Annotated in this window: 13 protein-coding genes; 9 read left to right on the top strand and 4 right to left on the bottom strand. The window is 71.4% G+C overall.

Annotation, left to right across the window (positions count from 1 at the left end; all coding sequences use genetic code 11):
* Positions 1-133: 133 nt before the first annotated feature.
* The gene (locus ACFYZE_RS21360) at positions 134-2,317 is read right to left on the bottom strand and encodes an alpha-galactosidase (protein ID WP_388996208.1); all 2,184 of its coding nucleotides are present in this window, start codon (positions 2,315-2,317) and stop codon (positions 134-136) included.
* Between the two features lie 87 nt (positions 2,318-2,404).
* On the bottom strand, positions 2,405-2,941 hold the full coding sequence (locus ACFYZE_RS21355) for a hypothetical protein (RefSeq protein WP_388996205.1): 537 nt from the start codon (positions 2,939-2,941) through the stop codon (positions 2,405-2,407).
* Here ACFYZE_RS21355 and ACFYZE_RS21350 point away from each other — a divergent pair.
* On the top strand, positions 2,940-3,185 hold the full coding sequence (locus ACFYZE_RS21350; RefSeq protein ID WP_388996203.1) for a hypothetical protein: 246 nt from the start codon (positions 2,940-2,942) through the stop codon (positions 3,183-3,185). The two genes, ACFYZE_RS21355 and ACFYZE_RS21350, sit on opposite strands and share 2 nt — an antisense overlap.
* A 24-nt stretch (positions 3,186-3,209) precedes the next feature.
* Here ACFYZE_RS21350 and ACFYZE_RS21345 read toward each other — a convergent pair whose 3' ends face one another.
* A complete protein-coding gene (locus ACFYZE_RS21345; protein WP_388996200.1) occupies positions 3,210-3,911 on the bottom strand; it encodes a FadR/GntR family transcriptional regulator in 702 nt (233 codons plus the stop codon).
* 165 nt (positions 3,912-4,076) lie between these two features.
* Here ACFYZE_RS21345 and ACFYZE_RS21340 point away from each other — a divergent pair, with 165 nt between their 5' ends.
* The 8 genes from ACFYZE_RS21340 (at position 4,077) to ACFYZE_RS21305 (ending at position 11,997) form a co-directional block, all read left to right on the top strand.
* Positions 4,077-5,147 (top strand): sugar ABC transporter substrate-binding protein, encoded by a 1,071-nt coding sequence (locus tag ACFYZE_RS21340; protein WP_388996197.1) that lies wholly within the window; start codon positions 4,077-4,079, stop codon positions 5,145-5,147.
* Positions 5,144-6,640, top strand: a complete 1,497-nt coding sequence (locus ACFYZE_RS21335) for a sugar ABC transporter ATP-binding protein (protein ID WP_388996195.1) — start codon at positions 5,144-5,146, stop codon at positions 6,638-6,640. Before ACFYZE_RS21340 ends, ACFYZE_RS21335 begins: the two co-directional genes overlap by 4 nt.
* Entirely contained in the window at positions 6,633-7,658 is a 1,026-nt protein-coding gene (locus tag ACFYZE_RS21330) for an ABC transporter permease (RefSeq protein WP_388996193.1), read from the top strand. The genes ACFYZE_RS21335 and ACFYZE_RS21330 overlap by 8 nt, the downstream gene beginning before the upstream one ends.
* Before the next feature lie 77 nt (positions 7,659-7,735).
* Complete coding sequence (locus ACFYZE_RS21325; RefSeq protein WP_388996190.1) at positions 7,736-9,076, top strand: L-fuconate dehydratase; 1,341 nt, start codon at positions 7,736-7,738, stop codon at positions 9,074-9,076.
* Positions 9,073-9,828, top strand: coding sequence for an SDR family NAD(P)-dependent oxidoreductase (locus ACFYZE_RS21320; protein ID WP_388996187.1), 756 nt, complete (start codon positions 9,073-9,075; stop codon positions 9,826-9,828). Before ACFYZE_RS21325 ends, ACFYZE_RS21320 begins: the two co-directional genes overlap by 4 nt.
* Positions 9,825-10,808, top strand: a complete 984-nt coding sequence (locus tag ACFYZE_RS21315; RefSeq protein WP_388996184.1) for an aldo/keto reductase — start codon at positions 9,825-9,827, stop codon at positions 10,806-10,808. Before ACFYZE_RS21320 ends, ACFYZE_RS21315 begins: the two co-directional genes overlap by 4 nt.
* Positions 10,808-11,161 (top strand): L-rhamnose mutarotase, encoded by a 354-nt coding sequence (locus tag ACFYZE_RS21310; protein ID WP_388996181.1) that lies wholly within the window; start codon positions 10,808-10,810, stop codon positions 11,159-11,161. Before ACFYZE_RS21315 ends, ACFYZE_RS21310 begins: the two co-directional genes overlap by 1 nt.
* Positions 11,158-11,997: an amidohydrolase family protein gene (locus tag ACFYZE_RS21305; RefSeq protein WP_388996179.1), complete on the top strand. Its 840-nt coding sequence runs from the start codon at positions 11,158-11,160 to the stop codon at positions 11,995-11,997. The genes ACFYZE_RS21310 and ACFYZE_RS21305 overlap by 4 nt, the downstream gene beginning before the upstream one ends.
* Here ACFYZE_RS21305 and ACFYZE_RS21300 read toward each other — a convergent pair.
* A complete protein-coding gene (locus ACFYZE_RS21300; protein WP_388996176.1) occupies positions 11,985-13,409 on the bottom strand; it encodes a lipase maturation factor family protein in 1,425 nt (474 codons plus the stop codon). The two genes, ACFYZE_RS21305 and ACFYZE_RS21300, sit on opposite strands and share 13 nt — an antisense overlap.
* Between the last annotated feature and the right edge of the window lie 116 nt (positions 13,410-13,525).

Genomic DNA, 13,525 nt, shown 5'->3' with positions numbered 1-13,525 from the left:
CTGTCGGTGCTCGGCGTGGTTGGCGCATGAGCGTACTGGCGAGTACGAGCAGAACTGTGCCGTGCGGGCGGCGCCACGTCGAGAGCCCGGGGGAGAGCTGTCACCAGGGTCACCCTCGGACGACCCGTCCCTGTCACTGGTCGTTCCGCCGCACCTCCAGCAGCAGCGCCTGGTCCGGGTTGAGGTTGGGCATGGGCAGTCCGGCCACCGTGAGCACCGCACCGGGCAGCGTCAGCCAGTCACCCAGCGCGGCGGTCAGCCACGCCGGCCCGGAGGTCTGGTGGAGGGACGGCAGCCCCAGCTCGGTACGGACCCGTACCCGGTAGGTGTCCTCGGCGGCGAGTCCGGGGAGCTGCACCCGCCCGGACTGCCCCTCGGGCGAGGTGGCCACCCGGGCCCAGCAGTACAGCGCGGCCGCGCCGTCGTGCGCCACGACACCGTGCAGCAGGGTCGCGTCGCCGGCGAGGTCGGCGCGGACCGTGCGGCCGCCGTGCAGCAAGGGGCGCAGTTCGCGGTAGAGCGCGGCCCAGGCGGTGAGCCGGGCGAGCTCCTCGGGGGTGCACCGGGTGATGTCCTGTTCGATGCCGGCATGCCCGAACAGGGCCGTGGTCAGCCGGAAGGTGTCGGAGCTGACCCGGGCGGTGGTGTGGCTGGTGCCGGAGCCGACATGGGCGCCGACCAGCTCCGGCGGCAGCAGTTGCGCCGTCCACCGCTGGATCATCTGCCGCTCCACCGGGTCGTTGCAGTCCGAGGCCCACACCCGGTCCGTGCGGGCCAGGATGCCCAGGTCGATCCGGCCGCCGCCGCTGGCGCAGCTCTCGATCTCCAGCCCGGGGTGGAGATCCTTGAGGGCGTCGATCAGCCGGTACAGCGCGAGGACCTGGGCGTGCGCGACCGGGCGGTCGGCGCCGCCGTGCACGGCCTCGTGGAGCTCCCGGTTGTGGTCCCACTTCAGATAGGCGATGCCGTACTTCTCCACCAGGACGTCCAGCGCGCCCAGCAGGTAGTCCCACACCTGCGGGTTGGCCAGGTCCAGGACGTGCTGGTGCCGGGAGGACGGGCCGACGCCGCGCGCCGGGCCGAGGACCCAGTCGGGGTGTTCCCTGGCCAGGTCGGAGTCCAGGTTGACCATCTCGGGCTCGACCCACAGCCCGAACTCCATGCCGAGCGAGCGCACATGGTCCACCAGCGGCGTCAGCCCCTCGGGCCACACCACCGGGTCCACCGTCCAGTCGCCCAGCCCGGCGTTGTCCGAGCGGCGACCGCGGAACCAGCCGTCGTCGAGCACGAAACGCTCGACACCGACCTCGGCGGCCTTGTCGGCCAGCCGCAGCAGCCGGTCCAGATCGTGGTCGAAGTACACCGCCTCCCAGCTGTTGAGGATCAGCGGGCGGGGGGTGCGCGGATGGGCGGGCCGGGCCCGCAACAGGGTGTGGAAACGGTCCGCGAGTCCGTCGAGGCCCTGGTCGGACCAGGTGAAGTGGCACACCGGCGTGGTGTACGACTCACCGGGGGCGAGTCGGATCTCCCCGGGCCGCAGCAGCTCCCCGCCGCCGAGGACCGCGGCATGGGTGCCCGCTCCCTCCGGCAGCTGCTCGACCAGATACCGCTGGTCACCGCTCCAGGCGAGGTGCACTCCCCACACCTCGCCCTGGCGGAAACCGAACCCCGGCACGCCGACCGTCACCAGGTAGGGCGAGTCCAGACCGGGTTTGCCGCGCCGCACCTCGCGGGCGTACGTGCCGAAGCCCAGCGGGCGGCGCTGCGGGGAGCGCTCCCGGCTCCACTTGCCGGTGAAGTCCAGGATCTCCGCGGCCCGGCGGGGCAGCGGCAGCATCGTGGTGACCTGCGCGAGGTCGTACGGCTCCGGGGCGGCGTCCGGCCAGCGGCCGATCCGCGTCCGCACGCCCAGGACGCCGGAGGGCTCCAGGCGGTAGGTGACGGTGACGTCGAGTCCGGCTCCGGGGTCGGTGAGGTCCAGGGACAGCTCCCCGCCCTCGGCGTGCGGGCGGTACGACGCTCCGGCCAGGCTGAGCCGCGGCGCGGCGGCGGTACCGGCCAGATGGCCCTGGTGGGCCGGGGTGCCGGACCAGCCGTCCGCCTCGGTGGGCCAGACGGTGAACCGGCGCGGGATGTCGATGGAGTTGTTCAGCACGGCGGGCTCACCGGTCAGGGCGAGCGCAGTCAGGCCGGCCTCCGACAGGTCGCCCAGGTCGGCTCCCCAGTGCAGGACTCTGGGCACCGGCTCGGCGAGCTCGACGACGAGTGAGGTGCCGGCCGCGCGCAGAGCCAGGATCCGCGCGGTGGTGTCGGGCATGCAGAGTCCTTTCATGGCCCGGCCCGCCGGACGGACCCTGGTCGTGGGCCGCGTCCGGCGCCCGGACAACCGGTTGCCTTCGGTGGGTCAGCTCTTCGCGAGCAGCGTCCTGCTCTTGTCCCGCATGTCCGTGAACACGGAGTCGTCCTTCTGGCCGGCGAAGTACGCCTCGAACAACGGCTCCAGCGCGTCCTGCAGGGCGGTGCCGTTGCCGTAGACCGGGGAGGGGTGGAGGACCTTGTTCTTCATCATGTCGGTGAAGACGGACAGGTCCACACCCCTGGCGGCCGGCGCCTTGGCCGAGGAGTCCATGGCGGCCGGGATCGACGGGAAGAATGTACCTGTCTGCGAAGCCTTCGACTGGCAGGACTCGGAGCCCACGTAGGAAACCCACTGCCAGGTCAGGTCCGGGTTCTTGGTGCCGGCCCAGATGTTGTTGCCGTTGGAGTTGTCGCTGCGTCGGCCACGTGCGCTCCTTCCACGTGCGTGCTGTCCTTCTCGCAGATTGCGGGCAGGGGCAGTGGTCCAGGACTGCACAGTCCTTGCCTGAGCGTGCGGAGTTCGCCGCTCGCCGTTCGCGGACCGTTGCCGGGACTCCGTGCGCACGCCGAACATGTGGGCCATGAGCGAAGCCGATGCCCCCGAGGACCACCACCACGGCGTCCGGGGTGTTGTCCAACGGATGAACGAGCACCACAGGGACGCCGTCCGGCGTCGCGAGGAGGAAGAGCTGGAGCGTGCCGCGGAAGACGCCGGCTTCGACCTGGGCGCCGACATGGCGCATCCCACGGTGGGCCATGGCGCGGTCGGCTACGACGTCGAGGCCGATCTGGGACTGGACAACGAGCCGCCGGAGCCGCACCGCTAGACAGCGTCGCCGCACATGTGCCGTTCAGGAGGGCAGCTGGCTGCGCAGCCACTCCTCCACCTCGCCGACGTGCGCGGCGGCCGCCGCCCGGGCCGCCTCCGGGTCGTGCGCGGCCAGGGCGCGGTGGATCGCCGCGTGCTCGCGGCGGGTGCGTGCGAACGCCCCCTCTTCCTCATAGCCGCGCCACACCCGGGCACGGAACGTCCGCGAGGACAGTCCCTCCAGGATCGCCGCCATCGTCTCGTTGCCCGCCGCGACAGCGATCTCCCGGTGGAAGGCGAGGTCGTGCGCGAGGATCTCCTCCGGATCGTCCGTCGCGTTCATCGCCGCCAGGTGCTCCTCCACCTCGGCGAGTTGGCCGTCGGTGATACGGGCGGCCGCCAGCGCCGTCGCCGTCGACTCCAGGACCCGGCGCACCTCCAGCAGCTCCACCAGGCGCTGCCCGCGCGAGAGATCGGCCACCACGCCGAAGGTCTCCAGGAGGTCCCCGGCCTCGAGCTGGGTGACGTAGATGCCCGAGCCGTGCCGGGCCTCCAGCACGCCGAGGACCGTGAGCGCGCGGATCGCCTCCCGCATCGAACTGCGCGAGATCCCGAGCTGTGCCGCGAGGTCGCGTTCCGTCGGCAGGCGCTGGCCCGGCTCGAGCCGGCCCTCGGCGATCATCCCCTTGATCTGCTCGATGGCGCGCTGCGTCACGGTGCCCTTGTACGGGGCTGTCTCGTCCACGCCACTCCTCCAGTCACCGGGTGCGTCGCAGTCTAACCACCAGGGTGGTCTGACCACTACGGCCTGGAAGCGGGAAAATATGCTGTCGAGGGGTGTTCTGGTGGGCGAGTGGTCTGATAAGTATGCGGGCATCTGCTCGAAACTCGCTCAACGAGGAGCTGCCAGATGCCCGGCAGAACACTGAGGAAGCGGAACAGGCCCCGGATCATCGGCGCGGCGGCCCTCGCCGTCGGCGCCTCACTCGTGCTCGCCGCGTGCGGCAGCACCAAGGACACCGGCGCGGCCGGCGCCGGCGGCGACGGCACCGGCAAGGTCGGGGTGATCCTGCCCCTGCTGACGTCGCCGTTCTGGCAGTCGTACAACGACTACGTGCCCAAGATGGCGAAGTCCGAGGGGGTCGACGCCCTGAAGACCGTCAACTCCAACAGCGACCCCTCGCAGCAGATCACCGACATCAACAACGAGCTCAACCAGGGCGTCAAGGGCCTGGTCGTCGCCCCGCTGGACAGCGCCGCCATCGAGGCGGGCCTCGACCAGGCGGAACGCAAGGGCGTCCCCGTGGTGGCCGTCGACGTGGCGCCGGACAAGGGCAAGGTCGCGATGGTGGTGCGCGCCGACAACGTCGCGTACGGCGAGAAGGCGTGCGACTACCTCGGACAGCACGTCACCAGCGGCAAGGTCGTGCAGATCATGGGCGACCTCGCGTCCGTCAACGGCCGTGACCGGTCCGAGGCGTTCCGCTCCTGCGTCAAGAAGAAGTACCCCAAGTTGAAGGTCCTCGAGGTCCCCGCCAAGTGGGAGTCCGACACCGCGGCCTCCAAGCTTGACACCCTGCTCAACGCCAACCCCGACATCAAGGGCATCTACATGCAGGCGGGCGGCGTCTACCTCGCGCCCACCCTGCAGACCCTGAAGTCCAAGAACATGCTGAAGACGGCGGGCCAGAACGGCCACATCGTCATCGTGTCCAACGACGGCATCCCGCAGGAGTTCGACGCCATCCGCAAGGGCGAGATCGACGCCACCGTCTCGCAGCCCGCGGACGCCTACGCCAAGTACGGCATGTACTACATCAAGGCCGCGATGGAGGGAAAGACGTTCACGCCCGGCCCCACCGACCACGACTCCACCATCGTCAAGCTGCCGAACGGCATCCTGGAGGACCAGCTGCCGGCCCCGCTGGTCACCAAGGACAACGTCGACGACCCCAAGCTCTGGGGCAACACGGTCAAATGAGCACCCCACTGGTCGAGGCGAGGGGCATCGTCAAGCGGTACGGCCCCACGGTCGCCCTACAGGACGGACAGCTCACCGTGCTCCCCGGCGAGTCCCACGCCCTCGTCGGCCGCAACGGCGCCGGCAAGTCCACACTGGTCAACGTCCTCACCGGACTCCAGGCACCCGACGAGGGCACGGTCCGCTTCGACGGCGAGCCCGCACCCCCGCTCGCCGACCGCGACGCCTGGCGCCGCAAGGTCGCCTGCGTGTACCAGAAGCCCACGGTCGTCCCCGAACTGACGGTCGCCGAGAACCTGCTCATCAACCGGCAGCCCACCGGGCGCGGCGGCCTCATCAGCTGGCGGAAACTGAAGGCCGAGGCCGCCGAGGTCCTCGCCACCTGGGACGTGCACGTGGACCCGGAGGCCCGCACCGCCGACCTCAAGGTCGAGGACCGCCAGATGGTTGAGATCGCCCGGGCGCTCAGTTTCGGCGCCCGGTTCATCGTCCTCGACGAACCGACCGCCCAGCTCGACAACCGGGAGATCGAGCGCCTGTTCACGCGGATGCGCGCCCTCCAGGACTCCGGTGTCACCTTCCTGTTCATCTCCCACCACCTCCAGGAGGTCTACGAGGTCTGCCAGACCGTCACGGTGCTGCGCGACGCCCGCTGGATCACCACCGCCCCGGTCGCCGACCTGCCGCGCGCGGCCCTGGTGGAGGCCATGGCCGGGGAGGCCGTCGCCGAACGCGCGACGGCCGTGCGGGACGCGGTCGTGGACGACGCACCCGTCGCCCTCGAAGCCCAGGGGCTCACCGGCCAGGCGTACCGGGACATCGACCTCACCGTCCGCCATGGAGAGGTCGTCGGACTCGCCGGCTCCAGCGGCAGCGGCAAGATCGAACTCGCCGAGACCCTGGCCGGACTGCACACCCCGGGCGGTGGCACGGCCCGGCTCGACGGCCGGCCGCTGCCGTTCGGCGACGTGCAGGCGGCGCTCAGGGCCGGCGTCGGCTGCGTACCCCGCGACCGCCACGAACAGGGCCTCGTCCACGGCATGTCCGTGGGCGACAACGCCACCATGAGCGTCCTGGACCGCCTGGGCCGCCACGGGTTCGTCGGCACCCGGCGCAAACGCGGCTTCGCCACCGGCCTCATCGAACGCCTCGACATCCACGCCGAGGGACCCGACCAGCCCGTCTCCGACCTGTCCGGAGGCAACGCCCAGAAGGTGGTCATGGCCCGCGCTCTGGCCTCCGACCCGCGCCTGCTGGTCCTGATCAACCCCACCGCGGGTGTCGACGTCAAGTCCAAGGAGTCCCTGCTGTCCCGGGTGGACAGCGCCCGAGAGGACGGCACCGCCGTGCTCGTCGTCTCCGACGAACTCGACGACCTGCGCCGCTGCGACCGCGTCCTCGTCCTCTTCCACGGCCGGATCGTCGCCGAGCACCCGGCGGGCTGGCACGACCACGAGCTGATCGCCTCCATCGAAGGAGTGGACCATGGCTGACACCAAGGCCCCGCCGCTCACCCCCCTCCCGGTCCCGGACGCCCGCTCGGCCAAGGCCGTCCTGCTCCGCCGGGCCCGCGAACTCGCCCTGCTCCCGGCCCTGGTGCTGCTGATGGTGCTCGGCGCGTTCGTCAACGACTCCTTCCTCACCGAACGCAACATCATCTCCATCCTCGGCGCGTCCGCTGCCCTCGCGATGGTCGTGCTCGCCGAGTCGCTCGTCCTGATCACCGGCAAGTTCGACCTGTCCCTCGAGTCCGTGGTCGGCATCGCCCCGGCCGTGGGCGCCCTGCTCGTCCTGCCCGCCGCCCAGTCGGGCTGGGGCACCCGGTGGCCCGCCGCCCTCGCGCTGGTCGCGATCCTCGTCGTCGGCGCGGCCATCGGTGCCTTCAACGGCATCCTGGTGGTCAAGTTCAAGCTCAACGCGTTCATCGTCACGCTCGCGATGCTGATCGTCCTGCGCGGTCTGCTGGTCGGCGCGACCAAGGGCAAGACGCTGTTCGGCATGCCCGACGCCTTCTTCACCCTGGCCACCACCACCTTCCTGCGCGTGCCGATGTCCGTGTGGCTGGCCGCGGCCGCCTTCGCGGTCACCGGGCTCGTCCTGCGCTACCACCGCGTCGGACGCGCGCTCTACGCGATCGGCGGCAACGCGGACGCGGCCCGCGCGGCCGGCATCCGCGTCGAGCGGGTGATGCTCGGCGTGTTCGTGGTCGCGGGCCTCCTCGCCTCCGTCGGCGGGATCATGCAGACCGGGTACGTCGGCGCGATCAGCGCCAACCAGGGCCAGAACATGATCTTCACGGTGTTCGCGGCGGCCGTCATCGGCGGCATCAGCCTGGACGGCGGCAAGGGCACGATGCTCGGCGCCCTCACCGGTGTGCTCCTGCTGGGTGTCGTGCAGAACCTGCTCACCCTCGCCCAGGTGCCGTCGTTCTGGATCCAGGCCATCTACGGCGGAATCATCCTCGTCGCCCTGATGATCGCCCGGGTGACGACGGGCCGTGCCCAGGACTGACCTGCTTCGTTGTCGTACAGCGCCGTACGACGCACGCCCTCGTGTGCGACCTTGTGTCCCGGACCGAAAGGCCTCCCGTGTCCCCAACTGCCGCCCGTATCACCGGGATCGACACCTTCGACATCCGTTTCCCCACATCGCGCGAGCTCGACGGCTCCGACGCGATGAACCCCGACCCCGACTACTCTGCCGCCTACCTGGTGCTGCGCACGGACGCCGCGGACGGCCTGGAGGGGCACGGGCTCACGTTCACCATCGGGCGGGGCAACGAGGTGCAGGTCGCCGCGATCGAGGCGCTGCGCGGACACGTGGTCGGGCGGAGCGTGGACGAGGTGTGCGCGGATCCCGGCTCGGTGTTCCACGCCCTGATCGGCGACAGCCAGCTCCGATGGCTGGGCCCCGAGAAGGGCGTGATGCACATGGCGATCGGCGCGGTCGTCAACGCCGTCTGGGACCTGGCCGCCCAGCGCGCCGGCAAGCCGCTGTGGCGGCTGCTGGCCGAGGCCGACCCCGAGTGGCTGGTCCGCCAGATCGACTTCCGCTACATCACCGACGCACTCACCCCCGAGGAGGCGCTGGAGCTGCTGCGGCGCGGCAAGCAGGGCGCCGAGGAGCGCGCCGCCCACCTGCTGGCCCGGGGGTACCCCGCCTACACCACCTCCGCCGGCTGGCTCGGTTACGCCGACGACAAGCTCACCCGCCTCGCCGCGCAGGCCGTCGCCGACGGCTTCCGGCAGATCAAGCTGAAGGTCGGCGCGGACCTCGCCGACGACGTGCGCCGCTGCCGGGTCGCCCGCTCCGTCGTCGGCCCGGACGTGCGGATCGCCATCGACGCCAACCAGCGCTGGGACGTGGACGAGGCGATCACCTGGACCAAGGCGCTCGCCGAGTTCGACCCGTACTGGATCGAGGAGCCGACCAGCCCCGACGACATCCTGGGCCACGCGGCGATCCGCAGGGCCGTGGCCCCGGTGAGGGTCGCCACCGGCGAACACGTGCAGAACCGCATCATCTTCAAACAACTCCTCCAGGCCGGTGCGATCGACGTGCTCCAGATCGACGCGGCCCGCGTCGGCGGCGTCAACGAGAACCTCGCGATCCTGCTGCTGGCCGCCAAGTTCGGCGTTCCGGTGTGCCCGCACGCGGGCGGCGTCGGGCTGTGCGAGCTGGTCCAGCACCTGTCGATGTTCGACTTCGTCGCGCTCTCCGGCACGACCGAGGACCGGATGATCGAGTACGTGGACCATCTGCACGAGCACTTCCTCGACCCGGTGGTGATCCGCGAGGGGCACTACACGGCACCCGCCGCGCCGGGCTTCTCCGCCGCGATGCGGGCCGAGTCCCTCGCGCAGTACACGTTCCCCGGCGGCACCTTCTGGGCCGCCGACCTCAAGGGCAAGAAGGGACAGGCCGCATGAGCGACTTCGAGGGCCTCAGGGCCCTGGTGACCGGCGGGGCCTCCGGCATCGGGCGGGCCACCGCGGAGCTGCTGGCGGAGCGCGGGGCCGAGGTGGCCGTCCTGGACCTCGACCCCTCGCAGGTCGGCAAGCCGCTGCTCGCCCACCGGGCCGACGTGGCCGACGACGCGTCCGTACGGGCCGCCGTGGCCGCCGCCGTCGCGGACCTCGGCGGCCTGGACGTGCTGGTCAACAACGCGGGCATCGGCGCCCAGGGCACGGTCGAGGACAACGACGACGAGCAGTGGCGGCGGGTGTTCGACGTCAACGTCCTCGGCATCGTCCGCACGAGCCGCGCCGCGCTGCCGCACCTGAGGAGGTCCGCCCACGCGGCGATCGTCAACACCTGCTCCATCGCCGCCACGGCGGGCCTGCCGCAGCGGGCCCTGTACAGCGCCACCAAGGGCGCCGTGTACTCGCTCACCCTCGCCATGGCCGCCGACCACGTCCGCGAGGGAATCCGCGTCAACTGCGTGAACCCCGGCACGGTCGACACGCCGTGGATCGGCCGCCTCCTCGACGCGGCCCCGGACCCGGCCGCCGAACGGGCGGCGCTGGAGGCCCGCCAGCCCACCGGCCGCCTGGTCACGGCCACCGAAGTGGCGGGCGCCATCGCCTACTTGGCGAGCCCCCTGTCCGGCGCGACCACGGGCACGGCGCTCGCCGTGGACGGCGGCATGCAGGGCCTCAGGCTGCGGCCGGTGGGCCGGTGAGCGCGCTCGGCCGGAGCGGCGTCGAGGTCAGCCCGCTGGCCTTCGGCGCCGCCGGCATCGGCAACCTCTACACCGAGGTGAGCGAGGAGCAGGCCTACGACGCGGTCCAAGCCGCCTGGCAGAGCGGGATCCGCTACTTCGACACCGCCCCGCACTACGGGCTCGGCCTCTCCGAACGCCGCCTCGGCGCGGCCCTGCGCGAGCACCCCCGCACGTCGTACACGGTCTCCACCAAGGTGGGCCGCCTGCTTGAGCCCACGGACGACGGCGGCGACGACCTCGCGAACGGCTTCGCGGTACCCGCCACCCACCGCCGCGTCTGGGACTTCAGCGCGGACGGCGTACGACGCGGCCTCGAGGCCGGCCTCGAACGGCTCGGCCTGGACCGTGTCGACGTGGTCTACCTGCACGACCCGGACGACCACGCCGAGCAGGCGTTCCGCGAGGGCTACCCGACGCTGGAGAAGCTGCGCTCCGAGGGCCTGGTGGGTGCGATCGGCGCCGGCATGAACCAGGCCGAGATGCTGACCCGGTTCGTGCGCGAGACGGACGTGGACGTGGTGCTGTGCGCGGGCCGGTACACCCTGCTCGACCAGCGCGCCCTGACCGAACTGCTGCCCGCGGCCGTCGAGCGCGGCGTGTCGGTCGTCGTCGGCGGCGCCTTCAACTCCGGCCTGCTGGCCGATCCGCGTCCGGGCGCCACGTTCAACTACGCGACGGCTCCCGACGAGCTGCTCGACCGTGCTCTGCGCCTGAAGACGCTGGCGGAGCGCCACGGCACCACACTGCGGGCCGCTGCCCTGGCGTTCTGCTCCGCGCACCCGGCCGTGGCGAGCGTACTGGTGGGCGCCCGTTCGGCCGGTGAGGTGCGCGACTGCGCCGAGCAGTTCGCCGCGACCGTGCCGGCCGGATTCTGGCAGGAGCTGAGAGAGGCCGGCCTCCTGCCGCCGCACGCCCCCGTGCCCACCGAGGAGCCGTGATGAGAGTCGCCCTGGACACCAAGGTCCGTGCCGACCGCGTCGAGGAGTGCCAGGCCGCCCACCGGGAAGTGCCGAAGGAGCTCACGGAAGCGATCCGTGCCGCCGGAGCGACCTCCTGGACCATCTGGCGATGGGGGTACCCCCTGCGCGAGCGAAGCCGAGAGCTCGGGGGAGAAACCGACCTGTTCCACGTGCTGGAGTGCGAGGACCACGGGCGTCTGCCGGCCGAGCTGGAGAGGCTGCCCGTCAACGTCGCCTGGCAGGCACGGATGGCGGAGCTGCTCGACGTGGTGCACGACTACTCGACCGAAGGCGCGGACGCGGGCCTGCCAGTGGTCTGGGAGCTGCCGTGAGCGTGGACGCCCACCACCACGTGTGGGACCTCTCCGTCCGCGACCAGGACTGGATCACGGGCCCGGAACTCGAGCCGATCCGCCGCACCTTCACGATCGCGGACCTGGAACGTCAGGCCCGCCCGGTCGGCGTGGACCGCACCGTACTGGTGCAGACGGTCACCGTGGCCGAGGAGACGCCGGAGTTCCTGGCCCTGGCGGAGCGCAACGAGATCGTCGCGGGCGTCGTGGGCTGGACCGACCTGACGAGCGCCGACGTGGCGGAGACGCTGGCCCGCCTGCGGGAGCTGCCCGGGGGGTCGTATCTGCGCGGCATCCGCCACCAGGTCCAGGGCGAGGCGGACCCCGAGTGGCTGCTGCGTCCCGACGTACGTCGGGGCCTCGCCGCCGTCGCGGACGCCGGCCTGGTCTACGACCTGCTGGTGCTGCCCCACCAGCTCCCGGCGTGCGTCAAGGCGGCTCAGTCGCTCCCCGCACTCACCTTCGTCCTGGACCACTTGGGCAAACCCCCGATCGCCTCCGGAACCCTGGAGCCGTGGGCATCCCACATCCGCGCCCTCGCCGCCCTGCCGAACACGGTCTGCAAGCTGTCGGGCATGGTGACGGAGGCGGACTGGAAGACCTGGCGGGTGGAGGACCTGCGCCCCTACACGGACACGGTCGTGGACGCCTTCGGCCCGTCCCGGCTGATGTTCGGCTCGGACTGGCCCGTTTGCACGCTGGCGGCGTCGTACGCGGACGTGTCGGACACGGCGGCGGTGCTGACGCGGGGCCTCCGCGACGACGAGCGCCACCAGATCTTCGAGGACACCGCCACCCGCGTCTACCGGCTCTGAGCCACCGGCGCGGCCAGCCGGGTGGGCGGCATGAACTCGCGGACGTAGGTGCGGTGCCAGCAGGCCCCCGTCTCCCGCAGTTCACGCCACGTCGTGTACCGGTAGCGGAAGAGGCGCGCCCGGATGTAGCGCGGCGGCTCGTCCGGGGGGAAGGGGGAGCGGCGCAGGAGCCTCAGGGTGTCGCGGTCGTTCTCCAGGAGCCGTTCGACCAGGCCGCCGAACCAGGACCCCGCGTACGCGGGGGACAGCGCCGCGAACCACATCAGCCAGTCGAGCCGCAGGTGGTACGGGGCGAACTGGCGCGGCCAGTGCCGTGGATCGCCCGGTTTGCCCTTGAACTCGTACTCCCGCCACTCGGAGTCCTCCCGCGGCACGTCGTCCGCCGTGCCCTCCACCACCACCTCGTACCGGATCCGGCTGACGCTGCCGAACGCGCCGTAGGTGTTGACCAGGTGCAGCGGGTCGAAGGAGCGGTTCATGATCTGGCCGCGGGAGATCATGTTGCGTACCGGCTGGTAGCTGAGGGCGAGCAGGCCCGCGCCGACCGCCAGGACCAGGACCTCGTACCACAGGGGAGCAGCGGAGACCTTCGGGGCAGTGGTGGGGAACAGGACCGCCGACAGGCCCAGCACGATCGTGATCCAGTTCAGCCAGGAGAAGTTGCCCGAGAGGACCAGCCACAGCTGCGTCACGATCATCAGGGACGCGGCGGCCGTCGCGACCGGCTGCGGGGTGAACAGCAGGACCGGGACGACCAGTTGGGTGACGTGGTTGGCCGCCACCTCCACCCGGTGCAGCGGCTTCGGCAGATGGTGGAAGAACCAGCTCAGCGGGCCCGGCATCGGCTGCGTCTCGTGGTGGTAGTCCAGGCAGGTCAGCTTCCGCCAGCAGGCGTCCCCGCGCATCTTGATCAGCCCGGCGCCGAACTCCAGGCGGAACAGGATCCAGCGCAGCAGGAACAGCACCACGATCGGCGGCGCCACCTCGTCGTTGCCCAGGAACACCGCAAGGAAGCCGACCTCCAGCAGCAGCGACTCCCAGCCGAAGGAGTACCAGGTCTGGCCGACGTTGACGATCGACAGGTACAGCAGCCACGGGATCAGCCACAGCACCATCCCCGCCCACAACGGCACCAGCGAGTCGGCCCCGGCGACCAGCGCCGCCGACACCGCGCACCCCGCCCACGACCAGGCCGCGAAGAAGCGGTCCGAGTAGTGGAAGTGGAAGACGCTGGGCGCCAGTTTGAACGGCACCCGGGCGACGTACCGCGGCACGGGCAGCATGCCGCGCTCCCCGATCAGCGCCCGGAACTGCACAGCGGCGGTCAGGAAGGCGACGAGGTACACCACCGCCAGAGCCCGCTGGAAGACCAGTCGGCTCAGCCAGTACTCAGGTGCGACAAACCAGTCCACGGCGACCGCTCCTCTCCCTCCAGTGTCACCCGGTACCCCCGGCCGAACCGGTCAGCCCGTCACACCGTGTACACCTCGGCCCGGGTTGCGTAACCCGCCGACGGCGGCCCGGCCCG

The sequence above is a fragment of the Streptomyces sp. NPDC001796 genome, from assembly GCF_042892355.1.
Classification (GTDB): domain Bacteria; phylum Actinomycetota; class Actinomycetes; order Streptomycetales; family Streptomycetaceae; genus Streptomyces.
Note: the sequence above shows the minus strand (reverse complement) of the source record. Positions and strands in the feature narration are given on the sequence as shown.

Coding starts and splice junctions, on each gene's coding strand:
- ACFYZE_RS21360 (WP_388996208.1), bottom strand. CDS start 2,317: ATGCCCGACACCACCGCGCGGATCCTGGCTCTGCGCGCGGCCGGCACC.
- ACFYZE_RS21350 (WP_388996203.1), top strand. CDS start 2,940: ATGAGCGAAGCCGATGCCCCCGAGGACCACCACCACGGCGTCCGGGGT.
- ACFYZE_RS21355 (WP_388996205.1), bottom strand. CDS start 2,941: ATGGCCCACATGTTCGGCGTGCGCACGGAGTCCCGGCAACGGTCCGCG.
- ACFYZE_RS21340 (WP_388996197.1), top strand. CDS start 4,077: ATGCCCGGCAGAACACTGAGGAAGCGGAACAGGCCCCGGATCATCGGC.
- ACFYZE_RS21335 (WP_388996195.1), top strand. CDS start 5,144: ATGAGCACCCCACTGGTCGAGGCGAGGGGCATCGTCAAGCGGTACGGC.
- ACFYZE_RS21330 (WP_388996193.1), top strand. CDS start 6,633: ATGGCTGACACCAAGGCCCCGCCGCTCACCCCCCTCCCGGTCCCGGAC.
- ACFYZE_RS21320 (WP_388996187.1), top strand. CDS start 9,073: ATGAGCGACTTCGAGGGCCTCAGGGCCCTGGTGACCGGCGGGGCCTCC.
- ACFYZE_RS21310 (WP_388996181.1), top strand. CDS start 10,808: ATGAGAGTCGCCCTGGACACCAAGGTCCGTGCCGACCGCGTCGAGGAG.